Annotated in this window: 19 protein-coding genes; 9 read left to right on the forward strand and 10 right to left on the reverse strand. The window is 67.1% G+C overall.

What is annotated here, in order from left to right; genetic code table 11:
* Positions 1-43: 43 nt before the first annotated feature.
* The 4 genes from GWK50_RS15345 to GWK50_RS15360 all read right to left on the reverse strand — a co-directional run bounded on the left by GWK50_RS15345 (position 44) and on the right by GWK50_RS15360 (position 2,360).
* Positions 44-1,051 (reverse strand): NAD(P)H-dependent glycerol-3-phosphate dehydrogenase, encoded by a 1,008-nt coding sequence (locus GWK50_RS15345; protein ID WP_162017233.1) that lies wholly within the window; start codon positions 1,049-1,051, stop codon positions 44-46.
* A 50-nt stretch (positions 1,052-1,101) separates the two neighbouring features.
* Complete coding sequence (secB, locus tag GWK50_RS15350) at positions 1,102-1,569, reverse strand: protein-export chaperone SecB (protein ID WP_162017234.1); 468 nt, start codon at positions 1,567-1,569, stop codon at positions 1,102-1,104.
* A 95-nt stretch (positions 1,570-1,664) separates the two neighbouring features.
* Entirely contained in the window at positions 1,665-1,925 is a 261-nt protein-coding gene (grxC, locus tag GWK50_RS15355; protein ID WP_162017235.1) for a glutaredoxin 3, read from the reverse strand.
* A 27-nt stretch (positions 1,926-1,952) separates the two neighbouring features.
* Positions 1,953-2,360 carry a rhodanese-like domain-containing protein gene (locus tag GWK50_RS15360; RefSeq protein ID WP_162017236.1) on the reverse strand — a complete coding sequence of 136 codons (408 nt, stop codon included), beginning with the start codon at positions 2,358-2,360 and terminating at the stop codon, positions 1,953-1,955.
* A gap of 71 nt (positions 2,361-2,431) precedes the next feature.
* On the opposite strand from GWK50_RS15360, the gene gpmA reads away from it, so the two are divergent.
* From gpmA to GWK50_RS15385, 5 genes are all read left to right on the forward strand, one after another.
* Positions 2,432-3,175: a 2,3-diphosphoglycerate-dependent phosphoglycerate mutase gene (gene gpmA / locus GWK50_RS15365; protein WP_162017237.1), complete on the forward strand. Its 744-nt coding sequence runs from the start codon at positions 2,432-2,434 to the stop codon at positions 3,173-3,175.
* 105 nt (positions 3,176-3,280) lie between these two features.
* Positions 3,281-4,717 carry a S41 family peptidase gene (locus GWK50_RS15370; RefSeq protein ID WP_162017238.1) on the forward strand — a complete coding sequence of 479 codons (1,437 nt, stop codon included), beginning with the start codon at positions 3,281-3,283 and terminating at the stop codon, positions 4,715-4,717.
* 65 nt (positions 4,718-4,782) lie between these two features.
* The gene (locus GWK50_RS15375; protein WP_162017239.1) at positions 4,783-5,550 is read left to right on the forward strand and encodes a HesA/MoeB/ThiF family protein; all 768 of its coding nucleotides are present in this window, start codon (positions 4,783-4,785) and stop codon (positions 5,548-5,550) included.
* Positions 5,551-5,640: 90 nt separating this feature from the next.
* A complete protein-coding gene (locus GWK50_RS15380; protein WP_162017240.1) occupies positions 5,641-6,027 on the forward strand; it encodes a response regulator in 387 nt (128 codons plus the stop codon).
* A 223-nt stretch (positions 6,028-6,250) separates the two neighbouring features.
* Positions 6,251-7,474 carry an IS110 family transposase gene (locus GWK50_RS15385; RefSeq protein ID WP_162014914.1) on the forward strand — a complete coding sequence of 408 codons (1,224 nt, stop codon included), beginning with the start codon at positions 6,251-6,253 and terminating at the stop codon, positions 7,472-7,474.
* 192 nt (positions 7,475-7,666) lie between these two features.
* Here the strand turns inward: GWK50_RS15385 and GWK50_RS15390 are convergent, their stop codons facing one another.
* On the reverse strand, positions 7,667-8,299 hold the full coding sequence (locus GWK50_RS15390; protein ID WP_162017241.1) for a response regulator transcription factor: 633 nt from the start codon (positions 8,297-8,299) through the stop codon (positions 7,667-7,669).
* 68 nt (positions 8,300-8,367) lie between these two features.
* On the opposite strand from GWK50_RS15390, the gene GWK50_RS15395 reads away from it, so the two are divergent.
* Positions 8,368-9,732, forward strand: a complete 1,365-nt coding sequence (locus tag GWK50_RS15395; protein ID WP_162017242.1) for a CHASE3 domain-containing protein — start codon at positions 8,368-8,370, stop codon at positions 9,730-9,732.
* Between the two features lie 9 nt (positions 9,733-9,741).
* A complete protein-coding gene (locus GWK50_RS15400; protein WP_162017243.1) occupies positions 9,742-10,821 on the forward strand; it encodes a putative zinc-binding metallopeptidase in 1,080 nt (359 codons plus the stop codon).
* A 1-nt stretch (position 10,822) separates the two neighbouring features.
* On the opposite strand, the gene coaD is transcribed toward GWK50_RS15400, so the two are convergent.
* Entirely contained in the window at positions 10,823-11,323 is a 501-nt protein-coding gene (gene coaD, locus GWK50_RS15405) for a pantetheine-phosphate adenylyltransferase (protein ID WP_162017244.1), read from the reverse strand.
* 143 nt (positions 11,324-11,466) lie between these two features.
* A complete protein-coding gene (locus tag GWK50_RS15410) occupies positions 11,467-12,036 on the reverse strand; it encodes an alpha/beta hydrolase (RefSeq protein ID WP_242455398.1) in 570 nt (189 codons plus the stop codon).
* Positions 12,037-12,191: 155 nt separating this feature from the next.
* Between GWK50_RS15410 and GWK50_RS15415 the strand changes: the two genes are divergently transcribed.
* Positions 12,192-12,356 carry a hypothetical protein gene (locus GWK50_RS15415; protein WP_162017245.1) on the forward strand — a complete coding sequence of 55 codons (165 nt, stop codon included), beginning with the start codon at positions 12,192-12,194 and terminating at the stop codon, positions 12,354-12,356.
* Positions 12,357-12,423: 67 nt separating this feature from the next.
* Positions 12,424-12,786, forward strand: coding sequence for a PepSY domain-containing protein (locus tag GWK50_RS15420; protein ID WP_162017246.1), 363 nt, complete (start codon positions 12,424-12,426; stop codon positions 12,784-12,786).
* Between the two features lie 13 nt (positions 12,787-12,799).
* Here the strand turns inward: GWK50_RS15420 and GWK50_RS15425 are convergent, their stop codons facing one another.
* From GWK50_RS15425 to GWK50_RS15435, 3 genes are read right to left on the reverse strand one after another with little or no spacing between them, the layout of a single operon-like run.
* Positions 12,800-14,173: an LLM class flavin-dependent oxidoreductase gene (locus tag GWK50_RS15425; RefSeq protein ID WP_162017247.1), complete on the reverse strand. Its 1,374-nt coding sequence runs from the start codon at positions 14,171-14,173 to the stop codon at positions 12,800-12,802.
* 36 nt (positions 14,174-14,209) lie between these two features.
* Positions 14,210-14,425, reverse strand: coding sequence for a molybdopterin-binding protein (locus GWK50_RS15430; protein WP_094437412.1), 216 nt, complete (start codon positions 14,423-14,425; stop codon positions 14,210-14,212).
* A gap of 48 nt (positions 14,426-14,473) precedes the next feature.
* Positions 14,474-15,250 (reverse strand): ATP-binding cassette domain-containing protein, encoded by a 777-nt coding sequence (locus GWK50_RS15435; protein ID WP_197905069.1) that lies wholly within the window; start codon positions 15,248-15,250, stop codon positions 14,474-14,476.
* Positions 15,251-15,255 lie beyond the last annotated feature (5 nt).

Below are 15,255 nucleotides of genomic sequence, written 5' to 3' on the forward strand. Positions count from 1 at the left end.
GAGAAGGGGGAAGGAGCGAAGCGACACAGGGGGTTGTCTTGCTTCAGGCACCTTCGCCCTTGGGCTCTCGCTCCATGAGGGCGGCCACGGCCTCGGCGGGGCGCAGGCGGCCGTCGAGCAAGGCCACCACGGCTTCGCTGATGGGCATTTCCACGCCCAGTTGGCGTGCACGTTGCACCACAGTGCGGGCGCAGTACACACCCTCGGCCACGTGGCCGAGCGAGTCCACGGCCTGCGCCAGCGTCTGCCCCTGCGCCAGCAGCAGACCCACACGCCGATTGCGCGAGAGGTCGCCAGTGGCGGTCAGCACCAGGTCGCCCAGGCCCGACAGGCCCATGAAGGTTTCGGCGCGCGCACCCAGGGCCAAGCCCAGGCGGGTGATTTCTGCCAGGCCACGCGTGATGAGCGCGGCCCGCGCATTGAGCCCCAGTTGCAGGCCGTCGCACAGGCCGGTGGCAATGGCCAGCACGTTCTTGACGGCGCCGCCCACTTCCACACCCACGATATCGTCGTTGGCATAGACACGCAGGCTGGGGCTGTGGAAGGCGCGCACCAGGGTGTCGCGCACGTCGGCGTGTTCGCTGGCGGCCACCAGCGCGGTGGGTTGGGCCAGGGCCACTTCCTGGGCGAAGCTGGGGCCGCTGAGCACGCCTGCCCGCAGGCCGGGCGCTACCTGGGCGTGCACTTCGTGGGCCAGCAGGCCCGGAGCGCCTTCGGCCAGCGCGGCCTCAAAGCCCTTGCACAGCCAGGCCACCGGGGCGGTGCAGCCGTGCAAGGCCCCCAGCATGCCGCGCAGTGCGGCCATGGGGGTGGCGACGACCACCAGCCCAGCCCCGGCCACCGCATCGGGCACCGTGCCGCTGCGCACCTCCAGCCCCTGGGGCAGGCCCACACCAGGCAGGTAGCGCGCATTGCTGCGTGCCGCCTGCATCTGCACTGCATGCTCGGCGCTGCGCGCCCACAGGGTCACGGCGTGACTGTCGGGGTGGCGCGCGGCGCTGATCGCCATGGCCGTACCCCAGGCACCCGCACCAAGAACTATGATTTTCATAGCAGCTCGCGCTTATTGCATAAGCGCCAGAGGCCAAAAAGACCCAAAAATTACTGCGGCAGAGGCGACGAGGGCGCTGCAGCAGCCTGTGCCCGTTGCTGCTCGTACATGGCCTGGAAGTTGATTTCCGCCAGGTGCACGGGCGGGAAGCCGGCGCGGTTGACCACATCGGCCACGTTGCCACGCAGGTAGGGGTACACGATCTGCGGGCAGGCCACGCCGATGACCATGCTCATCTGGTCTTCAGGCACGTTGCGGATTTCGAAGATGCCGGCCTGCTTGGCCTCGATCAGGAACACGGTCTTGTCCTGGATCTTGGTCTGCACGGTGGCGGTCACACAGACCTCGTAAATACCCTCGACCACCGGGGTGGCTTCCACGCCCAGCTGGATGTCCACGTTGGGTTGTTGCTGTTCCAGCAGGATGGCGGGGGAGTTGGGCTGCTCCAGCGACAGATCCTTGAGGTACACACGCTGGATCTGGAACACGGGGGCGGAGGAGGTTTCTTGATCGGCCATGGGATGCTTTCAGCTCAAACCAGGCCCGGCACAGCGCCGGGCCACAAAAAGACCCGCTGCAGGAAACCTTCCCGCTGCGGGCGCGAAACACGGGATTATGCAGCGCCCAGCAGGGGCAGCAGACCGCCGCGGGCGTCCAGGGCCATCAGGTCGTCGCAACCACCGACATGGGTGTCGCCGATGAAGATCTGCGGCACGGTGCGTCGGCCAGTGGTTTCCATCATGCGCTCGCGCTCCTGCGGGTTGGTGTCGATGCGGATCTCTTCGATGTGCTCGACCCCGCGCGCCTTGAGCAGTTGCTTGGCACGCACGCAGTAGGGGCAAACGGCGGTGGTGTACATCTTGACGGCTAGCATGGCGTTTTCCTCGGCGGCAGTGGGCAATCAGGCTTTCTTCTCGATGGGCAGGCCCGCTTCACGCCAGGCCTTGGTGCCACCGGCGAGCACCTGCACGTTCTCGTAGCCCAGGCGTCGGGCCATGATGGCCGCGCGTGTGGCACGCGCACCACTGGAGCACACCATGACCAGCGGCAGTGCCTTGTTCTTGACCACCGTGGGCAGGCGCTCATCGATTTCATTCACCGGCACGTTCTTGGCGCCGCCCACGTGGCCTTCGGCGTATTCGTCGGCACCACACACGTCGATGAGCACCGCCTTCTCGCGATTGACCAGCAGCACGGCGGCCGAGGGAGTCAGCCCGTTCGCGCCCGACTTGAGCATGGGCAGGAACAGCATCCCTCCCGAAACGAAGGCCAGCACGAACAGATACCAGTTCTCGACAATGAAATTCACGATATTCCTTGGGGTGTCAGATGCCGCAATTCTAAAATGCCGGGTTTCGACCTGCTTGCCCAAGGGACACCATGCACAAACTCGTTCTGATCCGCCACGGCGAATCCACCTGGAACCTGGAAAACCGCTTCACCGGCTGGACCGATGTGGACCTGACCCCCACCGGGGTGTCCCAGGCCATGTCGGCAGGCAAGCTGCTCAAGGCCGAAGGCTATGACTTTGACCTGTGCTACACCAGCGTGCTCAAGCGCGCCATCCACACCCTGTGGTACTGCCTGGACGAGATGGACCGCACCTGGCTGCCCGTGCAGAAAAGCTGGCGCCTGAACGAGCGCCACTACGGTGCGCTGCAGGGCCTGAACAAGACCGACATGGCCAAACAGTACGGCGACGAGCAGGTGCTGGTCTGGCGCCGCAGTTACGACACCCCCCCACCCGCGCTGGAGCCGCAGGACCCGCGCAGCGAGCGCAACGACCGCCGCTACGCCAACCTGGACGCCTCCCAGGTGCCGCTGACCGAGTGCCTCCAGGACACCGTGGCCCGCGTCCTGCCGTTCTGGAACGAGACCATGGCCCCCAGCATTCGCTCCGGTCAGCGCGTGCTGGTGGCGGCGCACGGCAACTCCATCCGCGCACTGGTCAAGTACCTGGACGGCATCTCCGACCAGGACATCGTCGGCCTGAACATACCCAACGGAATTCCTCTGGTGTACGAACTGGACGCGGACCTGCGCCCCATCCGCCACTACTATCTTGGCGATGCAGAGGCCGCCGCCAAGGCTGCGGCAGCGGTTGCCACCCAAGGCAAGGCCTGAGTCCACCGAAAAAAGACAAGCGCTGCAAAATGTGAGCACCCGCGCGGGAACCGGCGCGGGTTGGGCCCTTCCAAGGTGTATATTGACCCGGTCAGAGGTAAACGTATGGGCCAGAAACTGAAAATCGCAGGGTGGGTATCGGTCGGCGCGCTCGCGGGCGCGCTGACCACGGTGTCGCTGCAAACCATGGCACGCGGCAGCATGGCACCCTTGCCGCTGGAGGAAATCCAGCAACTTGCCGCCGTGTTCGGCCTCGTCAAGACCGACTATGTGGAGCCGGTGGACGACAAGAAGCTCATCACCGATGCCATTTCGGGCATGGTCGCCAGCCTCGATCCGCACTCGCAGTATTTCGACAAGAAGTCCTTCTCCGAATTCCGTGAAGGCACCACGGGCAAGTTCGTCGGCGTGGGCATCGAGATCACGCAGGAAGACGGATTGATCAAGGTGGTCTCGCCCATCGAGGGCTCGCCAGCCTTCCGCGCCGGGCTCAAGACCAACGACCTGATCACCAAGATCGACGAAACCGCCGTCCGCGGGCTGAGTCTGAACGAGGCCGTCAAGCGCATGCGTGGCCAGCCCGACACCAAGGTCACGCTCACCATCTTCCGCAGGGAAGAGAACCGTACCTTTGCCGTCACGATCACGCGCGAAGAGATCAAGACACAGTCCGTCAAGGGCAAGATGGTCGAGCCCGGCTACGGCTGGATCCGCCTGTCGCAGTTCCAGGAACGCACGGTGGACGACTTCGTGCGCAAGGTCGAGGAACTGTACAAGCAGGACCCGCAGCTCAAGGGCCTGGTGCTGGACCTGCGCAACGACCCCGGCGGCCTGCTGGACGCCGCCGTGGCCATTTCTGCGGCCTTCCTGCCTGCGGACGTGGTGGTGGTCACCACCAACGGGCAGCTTGCGGAGAGCAAGGCCACGTTCAAGGCATCGCCCGACTTCTACGCCCGCCGTGGCAGCAGCGACCCGCTCAAACGCCTGCCTGCGGCCATCAAGAAGGTGCCGCTGGTGGTGTTGGTCAACGAAGGCTCTGCCTCGGCCAGCGAGATCGTGGCCGGTGCCCTGCAGGACCACAAGCGCGCCACCATCATGGGCAGCCAGACCTTTGGCAAGGGTTCGGTGCAGACCGTACGCCCCCTGGGGCCGGACACCGGAATCAAGCTGACCACGGCGCGCTACTACACACCCAGCGGCAAATCCATCCAGGCGCGCGGCATCGTCCCCGACGTGATGGTGGACGAGACCGCCGAGGGCAGCCCCTTTGCCGCCCTGCGCATGCGCGAGGCCGACCTCGAAAAACACCTGGGCAACGGCCAGGGCGAGGAAAAGCCCGACCCCGAGCGCGAAAAGGCCCGCGAGGAAGCCCGCAAACGCCTGGAAGAGGAGGCAAAGAAACCCGTGTCCGAGCGCAAGCTCCCCGAGTTCGGCACCGACAAGGACTTCCAGCTCGCCCAGGCCCTGAACCAGTTGCGCGGCAAGCCCGTGCTGGTGAGCAAGACCCAGACCGAGCGCAAGGAAGAAAAGAAGGAGCAGTAAGCCGCTGCCGCCTTCGCCCACCGGGGCCGGTTGCACACCGGCCCTTTTTACTGCCCCGCCCACCCATGACCGACGACCAGCTCCTGCGCTATTCCCGCCACATCCTGCTCGATGAGGTCGGCATCGAGGGGCAGGAGCGCATTCTGGCGGCGCACGCACTGGTCATTGGCGCTGGCGGCCTGGGTTCCCCAGTAGCGCTGTACCTGGGCTCGGCGGGCGTGGGCCGGATCACGCTGGTGGACCACGACGTGGTGGACCTGACCAACCTGCAGCGCCAGATCGCCCACACCACACAGCGCGTGGGCCAGCCCAAGGTGGCATCGGCTGCACAGGCGGTGCAGGCCATCAACCCCGACGTGCAGGTGACCGCGCTGCAGGAGCGCGTGGACGCCCTGCGCCTGCACACGCTGGTGCAGGAGGCCACGGTGGTGCTCGACTGCTCGGACAACTACGCCACGCGCCAGGCGGTCAATGCCGCCTGCGTGCGCCTGGGCAAGCCGCTGGTGGCGGGAGCGGTCATCCGCTTCGATGCGCAGATCACCGTCATCGACCCGCGCGAGCCCGGCACCCCCTGCTACGCCTGCCTGTTCGACCCGGCGGCGCAGTTCGAGGAAGTGGCCTGCTCCACCATGGGCGTGTTTGCTCCGCTGGTGGGCGTGGTGGGGGCCCTGCAGGCCACCGAGGCGCTCAAGCTCGTGGCGGGCGTGGGCACCTCTCTGGCCGGGCGATTGCTGATGCTGGACGGCCGGAGCATGGAATGGAGCAGCCTGCGCACTGCCCGCAATCCGGCCTGCCCGGTGTGCGGTACGGCCCACATCCCGCCAGCCCAGTAGGAATGCGCCTACGCGCAGCGCTTGCCTGCGCTGGCAGCCCGCGGCCGCCCGTCACGATAGAGTGGGCTCGCCACATCCCGAAAGGCCGCTGTGAAGCTCCGCACCTTCTTCGTCGAAGACAACCCCACCATCCGCGAGAACCTGATCGGCACGCTGCAAGAGCTGGCCGCCGTGGAGCCCGTGGGCATGGCCGACAGCGAAGCCACCGCCTGCCAATGGCTGGACGCCCACACGCAGAACTGGGACCTGGTCATCGTGGATGTGTTCCTGCGCCAGGGCACCGGCCTGGGCGTGCTGGCGGCCTGCCGACGCCGCCAACCAGGGCAGCGCGCGGTGGTGCTCAGCAACTACGCCACGCCCGACGTGCGCCGGCGCTGTGCCCAACTGGGCGTGGACGCGGTGTTCGACAAGTCGGGCGATATCGAGGCGCTGGTGGACTACTGCCGCGAACTGGCGGCGCATCTCAGTTATCCATAGCGCTGTGCGCCACCCGCATCGCATGAAACGGGTGTCCAATGTTGGACGCGGTGGCTGGCACAGAGGTCGGTTTGTACTTGGTGCTTCGAACCCGAATCTCAGTTGGACCCGCAGTCCCACGAGCACCCCATACTGTGGCCCTGGGTTCTTGACCCTCGAGCACGCATTTCAGACTCCGACGACGTGGACTGCACGCCGATGCCACCGTGAACAGGAGGCTGTCATGGACGTGATTCATCCGCGCTGCGCGGGACTGGACGTGCACAAGCAGACGGTGGTGGCCTGTGCCCGCATTGCCGGTGATGGACCGGCGAGTCAGGGAGTGCGAACGTTTGAGACCACCACTTCGGGCCTGCTGGCCCTGGCCGACTGGCTGGAGTCGCTGGGTATCGAGCACGTGGCGATGGAGGCCACCGGCGTGTACTGGAAGCCGGTGTGGCACATCCTGGAGGGCCACTTCGAGCTGATGCTGGCCAACGCCGCTCATGTCAAGAACGTGCCAGGGCGCAAGACCGATGTGAACGACGCCATGTGGCTGGCCGACCTGCTGGCCCACGGCCTGATCCGCGCCAGCTTCGTGCCGCCCACTGCGGTGCAGGAACTGCGCACGCTCACCCGCACGCGCAAGCAGTTCGTGCGCGAGCGCGCCTCGCACGTGCAGCGCATCGAGAAGGTGCTGGAGGACGCCAACCTGAAGCTGTCGGTGGTGCTCAGCGACATCCTGGGCAAGGCCGGGCGCGCCGTGCTGCAGGCCATCATCGATGGACACAGCAAGCCCGAGGAATTGGCCGCTTGCGTGACCACCCGCGTGAAGGCCAGCCCCGAGGAACTGCTCGAAGCCTTGCGTGGGCGCATCCGAAGGCACCACCGCTTCATGCTCAAGCTGCACCTGGGCCACATCGACGCGCTGGACAAGGCCATTGGCGACATCGAGAAGGAGGTGGGCCAAGGGCTCGAGCCCTTTCGCGCAGCGGCCAAGCTGCTGACCACGATGCCGGGCATCAGTACCGTGGCCGCCGACGCACTGATCGCCGAGGTCGGCATCGACATGGGCCGCTTTGCCACGCCTGGCCACCTGCTGTCCTGGGCCTGCCTGTGCCCGCGCAACGACGAGAGCGCCGGCAAGCGCCGCAGCACCCGGTTGCGCCGCGGCGGCAAGTGGCTCAAGGCCACGCTGGTGCAGGCCGCCTGGGCGGCCGTACGAGTCAAGGGAGGCTACCTGCAAGCGCAGTTCCATCGCATCCGAGCGAGACGAGGTGCCAAGAAGGCCATCATCGCCGTGGCCGCCTCCATGCTCACAGCCGCATGGCACATGCTCAAGGACGGCACCGAATGGCACGATCTGGGCGCGGCCCACTTCGACCGCCAAGACGCCTCCAAGACCGCCAACCGCCTCATCCGACGCTTGCAACAGATCGGCTACCAGGTCAGCGCCGTGCCGGCTTGAATGGGGGCGTTTCATTTCAGTGATCCATTGCACGAACGCGGCACCCACAGCGGATGAAACCGGCGCGCCCCAAGCCAGGGCTCCCGCGCAAGGGCCGCCCCGCCGCGCTGGGAGCGTCCCCCCTCCCGAATCGCGCAGCGATACGAGAGAGGGGGGAAGGTGCGCAGCACCTCAGGGGGGTGTTACATCACTTCAATCGATCAGTCGGTTCTTGAGCGCGTAGTACGTCAGGTCGCTGTTGGTGGACAGGCCCATTTTTTCGAGCAGGCGCGTGCGGTAGGTGCTCACCGTCTTGACGCTCAGCGACAGCGCCTGGGCGATGTCCCCGGCCGTTTCGCCGCGTGCGAGCTTCAGGAACACCTGGAATTCACGCTCGGACAACTGCTCGTGCACCGGCGCGTCCTCCTTGCGGTTCAACTGCTGGGCCAGCAGGTCAGCCACCGCGGGCGTCACGTAGCGGCGCCCCTGGGCAATGGTGCGGATGGCCTCGACAATGGTTTCGGGCTCGCATTCCTTGTTGAGATAGCCGCTGGCACCCTGGCGGATCAGGCTGATGGCGTAATGCTCCTCGGGGTACCCGCTGAGCACCAGAATGCCCATGTGCGGCGCCTTGGCGCGCAACTGCGCCAGCACGTCGATGCCGCTGCGCCCCGGCATGGCCAGGTCCATGACCAGCACCTGAATGTCCTGCTGGTGCACCAGGTCGATGGCCTCGCGTCCGTTGGCGGCCTCGCCCACCACGCGCAGGTCCACATGCTCGGACAGAAACTGGCGCAGCCCCGAGCGCACAATCGCATGGTCGTCCACGATACCTACATTGATCATCGAATCGGCTCTCCCTGCGCGCCGCCAGCCACGGCGACGGCGGCGTTCGACCCATTATCCTGATTTGCATGCTTCGTCCACACCGCCCCCTGCGATGGCCCCATGCCCTGCAACGCCTTGCCGTGGTGCTGCCCCTGGCGGTGCTCGCGGCACTGGCACTGGTGGGCATCAACGAGGCGGGCTACCAGCGCTCACACCAGGCTTTGCAGCAACTGGCGCACAGCCAGGCCACACACTCCAGCGTCAACCGGCTGTTGCAGGACATGCTCGACGCCGAAACCGGCCTGCGCGGCTACCTGCTCACGGGCGATGAGCGCTATCTCGACCCCTACAAGGCCGGGATCGCCACGCTGCAGGACGACCTGGAACAACTGCGAAGCCTGGTGGCCGACACCCCCGAGGACAGACAGCACTACGAGGCACTCGCCCGCACCATCACCACCAAGCTTTCGGAAATGGCGCTGAGCCTGGACCTGCGCCGCAAGGAGCGGCAGGACGCCTGGCAGTTCGTGCTCTCCACCGACGTGGGCAAACAGCACATGGATGCGATCCGCCTGCATGCACGCGCCCTGATTGACAGCAGCAACGCACAGGTGGCACGTGGGCAGGCGGAGATCGAACGCGCATTGTGGGGCTCGCGCCTGGGCATCGCGCTGGCCACTGCTGTAGGCCTGCTGGCGTTCTACCGCTACCTGCGCCAGACCCAGGCCCTGCAACAGGCCACGGCCCGCGAACAACAAGCCCTGGAGAGCGAGCGCGAACGCCTGGAGGCCCTGGTGCGCGCGCGCACCGCATCGCTCAGCGCGCTGGCCAACCACCTGCAGCAGGTGCGCGAGGACGAACGCGGCCACCTGGCACGCGAGCTGCACGACGAACTCGGCGCCCTGCTCACCGCCGCCAAGCTGGATCTGGCGCGCCTCAAATCCCGCATCGGCACCAGCGGCCCTGAGGTGCAGGAGCGCCTGCAACACCTGGGCGCCACGCTCAACCAGGTGATTGCGCTCAAGCGCCGCATCATTGAAGACCTGCGGCCCTCGGCGCTGGCCAACCTGGGGCTGGCCACAGCGCTGGAGATTCTGGCGCGCGAGTTTTCGGAACGCGCGGGCCTGTCCGTACAGGCCCAGGTGGACGAGGTGCGCCTGAACGACGCCGCACAACTGGCCGTGTACCGCCTGGTGCAGGAGTCGCTCACCAACATCGGCAAATACGCCCAGGCGCACCAGGTCCACGTGCGCGTGCAGCCCCAGGGGGCGCAGGTCGTGGTCACGGTGCACGACGATGGCATCGGCTTTGAGCCCGCCACCCTGGGCCACGGCGGCCATGGCCTGGCCGGCATGCGCCAGCGCATAGAGGCCCTGGGCGGCCAGTGGCAGGTGCAGTCCACGGCAGGTCAGGGCACGACCGTGCACGCCTGGCTGCCGACATCGGGGTAAGCTCACGCCATGCAGGTCTATCCATGCAGTCATTGCGGCCACCTGGTATTTTTTGACAGCATGCACTGCGTGCGCTGCGGCAGCACGCTGGCCTTTGTGCCGGAAGCCATGGCCCTGCGCGCGCTCGAACCCGCACCAGGGAATGCCCCAGCGCTGTGGCAGGAGCGCAGCCCTGCACCCGGAGCGGCACGCTACCGCCTGTGCACGCACCGCGACGACGGGGGCGGCTGCAACTTCGCCCTGCCCGCCCACAGCCCGCACCACCTGTGCCTGGCCTGCCGCCAGACGCACATGCTGCCCGCGCTGACCGACCCCTTGCTGCGCCAGCACTGGGCACGCATCGAGGCAGCCAAGCGCCAACTGTTCTACACCCTGGCGCGCCTGGGCCTGCAAGGCACAGCCGACAACGCCGACGCGCAGGCCAGCCCCCGCTACGCCCTGCTGGCCGACCAACCGGGCGAGCCCACCATCCTCACCGGGCACCAGGGCGGCACCATCACGCTGAACGTGGCCGAGGCCGACGATGTGGAGCGCGCGCGCCGCCGCCTGGCCCTGCACGAACCCTACCGCACGCTGCTGGGCCACCTGCGGCATGAATCAGGCCACTTCTACTGGGAACGGCTGGTGCAGCAAGGCGGCCGGCTGGACGCCTTTCGCGCCCTGTTTGGCGACGAGCGCCGGGACTACGCCGCCGCGCTGTCTGCCCACTATGCAGACGGCCCACCACCCGACTGGCAAGAACAGCATGTCAGCGCCTACGCCACCGCTCACCCCTGGGAAGACTGGGCCGAGACCTGGGCGCATTACCTGCACATGGTCGATCTGCTGGAGACCGCTTCCGCATACGACACCGCCCTGCGGGTGCCCGGCGCCGACGGCATCGTGCGCGAGCATGTCGCCAACCCGTTCGCCCACCCCGCGCCACCGTTCGACACCCTGGTGCGCCAATGGGTGCCGCTGACGCTGCTGCTCAACAGCCTGAACCGCAGCCTGGGTCAGCCCGACGCCTACCCCTTTGCCCTGTCGGCTGGGGCATGGTGCAAGCTGCGCTTTGTGCATGACACGGTGCAGCAGGCCAGCAGCAGTTGAATCACGCCCGCGCTGCGCGGCCCAGCTTCTGCATCAGCCGCTCGTGGACCACGGGCGAGACGAACTGCGCCACATCACCCCCCAGCGTAGCAATCTCGCGCACCAGCGTGCTGCTGATGGACTGGTAGCGGCTGTCAGGGGTGAGGAACACCGTCTCCACCTGCGGCATGAGGGCGCGGTTCATGCCTGCAAGCTGGAACTCGTAATCAAAGTCGGTGCCCGAGCGCAAGCCGCGCACCATGGCACAGGCCCCACGCGCGGCGGCAAAGGCCGTCACCAGCCCCTCGAAGGGCTCGACCTGTACCTGGGGGCAGTCGCGCAGCGCCTCGCGCGCCATGTCCATGCGCTCGTCCAGGCTGAACAGCGTTTTCTTGTGGTGTGCAATGGCCACGGCGACGATCACGCCGTCAAACAGGCGGGCCGTGCGGCGCAGCAGGTCTTCATGCCCCAGGGTGATGGGATCAAAGGTTCCAGGGTAAACAGCGAGTAGTTTGCGTGACATGTCTTTGGGGCTCCCAGGCACCACACCACGTTGACGAGCGGTGCAGCCGTTTCTATTCACGCGTCACGGTAGCAGATTCGGCGAACCCCTACGACGCCAGCACACACCGGCAGTGGCACACATCGCAACTGCCAGGTGCCGCGCTACACCTGGGATGCCATCTCGGTTTCTGGCATCCCCTGGCGGGCATCACCCACCAGCGACTGCAAGAGCGCGAAGCCCAACGGCCATTCACCATGGCCAGATTCCACGTTGATATGCCCCGCTTTTTGAAGTCGCACGAACTCACTCCCCCACGCCCTGGCATAGGCGTTGGCCAGACGAATGGTGCAATAAGGATCATTGCCACTGGCAACCACAATGCTTCGATAGGGCAACGCCGCGTGGGGCACGGGTGCGAAATCACTCAGAACGGCGCGCCGCTCTGGATCGGCAGGCGCCACCAACAAGGCGCCTTGCACACGCTCCGCCGCCTCAGAGCGCATGTGGGTGGTGGCGATACACCCCAGGCTGTGCGCGACGATCACCACCGGATACGGTGCCTCCATCACGGTCTGCTCCAAACGACCCACCCACGCCGATCGCGTGGGGGTGATCCAGTCATCCTGAACGACACGAACGGCCTGCGGCATGCGCTGGGCCCACAGGCTTTGCCAATGGCCGGGACCTGAGTCGCGCCAGCCTGGAACGATGATGATGGAGGTGGGGTTCACGAAATGCGTCCAGCAGCTGCGTGGTGTTGTGCCGGCCATCCATGGGGTGGTCGCTCCGCATCTGCGCATTGGTTGAGATGCATGGAATTCTGGGCTCCATACCTTAAAACTCAAAAGAATAAATTTTGGTTTCTTAATTTCCAATTGAGCTATAAATGACCGTCGTACCCGCCCCATGCCTGCAACCCATCGGCGTGGCCACCATCGTTCCGCATGGCGACACCCAGCCCTCCAGCGTCATCGAGGCCGTGGACCAGCCGCGGTATGCCGCCAAGAAGAAGGGCTGGAACCGGATCGAGGCCCTGCGCGCGCATGCCTGAGTGCGCCATGGAGGAGACTGGGTCTCGTTCAGCCGTGGTTCATGCGAGGGTTTTACAGTCGGCGGCCATGACACACTCCCACCGCTCCCACCGCTCCCGCCGCCCATCCATCGCCGCATCGCTGGCCCTGCCTGCCCTGCTTGGACTCCTGGGCCCCTGCGCACCGGCTCACGCCAGCGCGCCCACAGAGAAAGTGGTCTGCACCGACGCGCCGCGCTCGCAGTGGATGAGCGAAGCCCGGGCGCGCGAGATCTTCGGCGCCTCGCGCTTCGTGGTCGTGAAGTTCAAGGTCTCCAAGGGCAACTGCCACGAGTTCTATGCCGTGGACGCCCAGGGCGGCGTGGTCGAGGCCTACCTGCACCCGGTCACGGGCCAGGAAGTCCGCGCCACGCGCATCCCGGCGCAGGAAAAAGCCCCACCGAAGCCCTGACCTGCGCGCGATGTCACGCCGCGGCGGCCACCAGACGCTCGGCCTGCTGGCGGCGCGCCTGCGCCGGGTGCAGCGGCCGGGGCAGGCCCAGGTGCTCGCGCAGGGTGCGGCCGGTGTAGGCCGTGCGGAACAGCCCGCGCCGCTGCAGCTCGGGGATGACCAGCGCCACGAAGTCCTGCAGGTCGTACGGCAGCGTGGGCGCCATCACGTTGAAGCCGTCGGCCGCGCCGGTGGTGAACCAGTGCTCCAGCTCATCGGCGATGGACTGCGGCGTGCCTACCACCGTCCAGTGGCCGCGCGCCGTGGCCACGCGCTGGTAGAGCTGGCGCAGCGTGAGGTTCTCGCGCCGCGCCAGGCTCAGGAACAGTTCCTGGCGGCTCTGCCAGCCTTCGGTGGGCGGCAGGTCGGGCACGGGGCCGTCGAGCGGGTAGGCCGAGAAGTCGAAGCCGCCGACGAAGCTAGAGAGCAGGCCCAGGCCCACCGAAGGTTCGATGAGCGACTGCAGGCGCTCGTACTTCTCCTGCGCCTCGGCCTGCGTGCGCCCGACCACGGGCGAGACACCGGGCAGGATCTTGAGCGCGTCGGGCGCGCGGCCATGCGCCGGCAGGCGGTTCTTGAGGCTGGAATAGAACGCGCGCGCCGTCTCCACCGACTGGTGCGCGGTAAACACCAGCTCGGCCGTGGCGGCGGCCAGTTCCTGCCCATCCTCGGAGGACCCCGCCTGCACCATCACCGGGTAGCCCTGCACCGGGCGCTGGCTCTGCAGCGCGCCCTGCACCTGGTAGTGCTTGCCCTGGTGGTCAATGCGGTGCAGCTTGGCCGGATCGAAGTAGCGGCCGCCCGCCTTGTCGAACAGCGGCGCATCGTCCTCGAAGCTGTCCCACAGGCCCTTGACCACGTCCACGTATTCACGCGCCCGCTCGTAACGGCTGGCGTGGCTGATCTGCTGGTCCAGGCCGAAGATGCGCGCCTCGTGGTCCGAGCCCGACGTGACGAGGTTCCAGCCCGCGCGGCCGCCGCTCAGGTGGTCCAGCGTGGCCACCTTGCGCGCCAGGTGGTAGGGCGGCAGGTAGGTGGTGGAGACCGTGCCCACCAGGCCGATGCGCTCGGTCACCCCGGCCAGCGCGGTCAGCAGTTCCAGCGGCTCGAACTGGTGCGGCGGCACGTTGCGCGCGAGCGCCTCGGCGGGGGCGCCGGGCAGGCCCATGGTGTCGGCGCTGAAGATGGCGTCGAACAAGCCGGCCTCGGCGATGCGCGCCAGGTTCTTGTAGTGCTGCGGGCGCAGCGCGGCGGCGGGGTCCACGTCCGGGTGGCGCCAGGCCGCGATGTGGTGGCCGACGCCGAACAGGAAGGCGCCGAGGTGGAGTTGACGGGGTGCGGTGCTCATGGAGTTGGCCTTTCGTCTGGGCAAGGGATCGGGCGCCTACAGCTTGGCGATGGAGACTTCGGTGGACTTGACGAGGGCGACCACGTCCGAGCCCACGGCGAGGCCCAGGTCGTCCACGGAGCGGGTGGTGATGACCGAGGTGACGATGCCCCAGGGGGTCTCGACATCAACCTCGGAAACAACATCGCCGCGGATGATTTCGCGCACCTTGCCCTTGAACTGGTTGCGCACGTTGATGGCTTGGATGGACATGGTTTTCTCCTTGAAAAGTCCGTTGAAAAAACGAGGAAAAGAAAGAATTCAGATCGCCCAGCGCAGCCCGTGGGCCGGCACGCCGGGCCAGGGGTCGGCGGGGGTCAGGGGCTCGGTGGCGGGCTTTTGCAGCACGCGGTCGAGGATGCGTTGCTCCAGCGCGGCGAAGGCGGCGTCATGCACGCGGGGGCGTGGCAGGGCTATGCGCTGGTCCAGCGCGATGCGGCCGTCCTCGATCAGCACTACGCGATCGGCCAGGGCCACGGCCTCCTGCACGTCGTGCGTGACGAGCAGCGCGGTGAAACCATGGGCACGCCACAGGCTTTCGATAAGCCGGTGCATCTCGATGCGCGTGAGCGCGTCGAGCGCGCCCAGGGGCTCGTCGAGCAGCAGCAGGCGCGGCTGGTGCACCAGCGCCCGGGCCAGGGCCACGCGCTGGCGCTGGCCGCCCGAGAGGCGCGCGGGCCATTCGCCCTGGCGCTCGCCCAGGCCCACCTGCTCCAGCACCGCAGCGGCGGCCGCAAGCTGGTCGCGCGGCAAGCCCAGCGCCACGTTGTCCAGCACACGCTTCCAGGGCAGCAGACGCGCCTCCTGGAACATGATGCGCGTGGCCTCCGACAGGCCGGCCAGCGGCGCGCCGTCGAGCCGGATCTCGCCACTGCTGGCGGATTCGAGCCCCGCCACCAGGCGCAGCAGCGTGCTCTTGCCGCAGCCGCTGCGGCCGACGATGGCGACGAACTCGCCCGGCGCGATGTGCAGTTGCGTCTGGCGCAGCACCTCGCGCTGGCCGTAGCGTTTTCCCAGGCCGGTGATGTCCAGGCGCACGCCAC

Source organism: Acidovorax sp. 210-6 (assembly GCF_010020825.1).
GTDB classification, from domain to species: Bacteria; Pseudomonadota; Gammaproteobacteria; order Burkholderiales; family Burkholderiaceae_C; genus Simplicispira; species Simplicispira sedimenti.

Bases quoted from the DNA above. Each gene is read 5' to 3' on its own strand.
- grxC (WP_162017235.1), bottom strand. From the start codon at position 1,925: ATGCTAGCCGTCAAGATGTACACCACCGCCGTTTGCCCCTACTGCGTG.
- GWK50_RS15400 (WP_162017243.1), top strand. From the start codon at position 9,742: ATGCAGGTCTATCCATGCAGTCATTGCGGCCACCTGGTATTTTTTGAC.
- GWK50_RS15390 (WP_162017241.1), bottom strand. From the start codon at position 8,299: ATGATCAATGTAGGTATCGTGGACGACCATGCGATTGTGCGCTCGGGG.
- secB (WP_162017234.1), bottom strand. From the start codon at position 1,569: ATGGCCGATCAAGAAACCTCCTCCGCCCCCGTGTTCCAGATCCAGCGT.
- GWK50_RS15375 (WP_162017239.1), top strand. From the start codon at position 4,783: ATGACCGACGACCAGCTCCTGCGCTATTCCCGCCACATCCTGCTCGAT.
- GWK50_RS15345 (WP_162017233.1), bottom strand. From the start codon at position 1,051: ATGAAAATCATAGTTCTTGGTGCGGGTGCCTGGGGTACGGCCATGGCG.
- GWK50_RS15420 (WP_162017246.1), top strand. From the start codon at position 12,424: ATGACACACTCCCACCGCTCCCACCGCTCCCGCCGCCCATCCATCGCC.
- GWK50_RS15395 (WP_162017242.1), top strand. From the start codon at position 8,368: ATGCTTCGTCCACACCGCCCCCTGCGATGGCCCCATGCCCTGCAACGC.
- GWK50_RS15425 (WP_162017247.1), bottom strand. From the start codon at position 14,173: ATGAGCACCGCACCCCGTCAACTCCACCTCGGCGCCTTCCTGTTCGGC.
- GWK50_RS15385 (WP_162014914.1), top strand. From the start codon at position 6,251: ATGGACGTGATTCATCCGCGCTGCGCGGGACTGGACGTGCACAAGCAG.
- gpmA (WP_162017237.1), top strand. From the start codon at position 2,432: ATGCACAAACTCGTTCTGATCCGCCACGGCGAATCCACCTGGAACCTG.
- GWK50_RS15415 (WP_162017245.1), top strand. From the start codon at position 12,192: ATGACCGTCGTACCCGCCCCATGCCTGCAACCCATCGGCGTGGCCACC.
- coaD (WP_162017244.1), bottom strand. From the start codon at position 11,323: ATGTCACGCAAACTACTCGCTGTTTACCCTGGAACCTTTGATCCCATC.
- GWK50_RS15370 (WP_162017238.1), top strand. From the start codon at position 3,281: ATGGGCCAGAAACTGAAAATCGCAGGGTGGGTATCGGTCGGCGCGCTC.
- GWK50_RS15430 (WP_094437412.1), bottom strand. From the start codon at position 14,425: ATGTCCATCCAAGCCATCAACGTGCGCAACCAGTTCAAGGGCAAGGTG.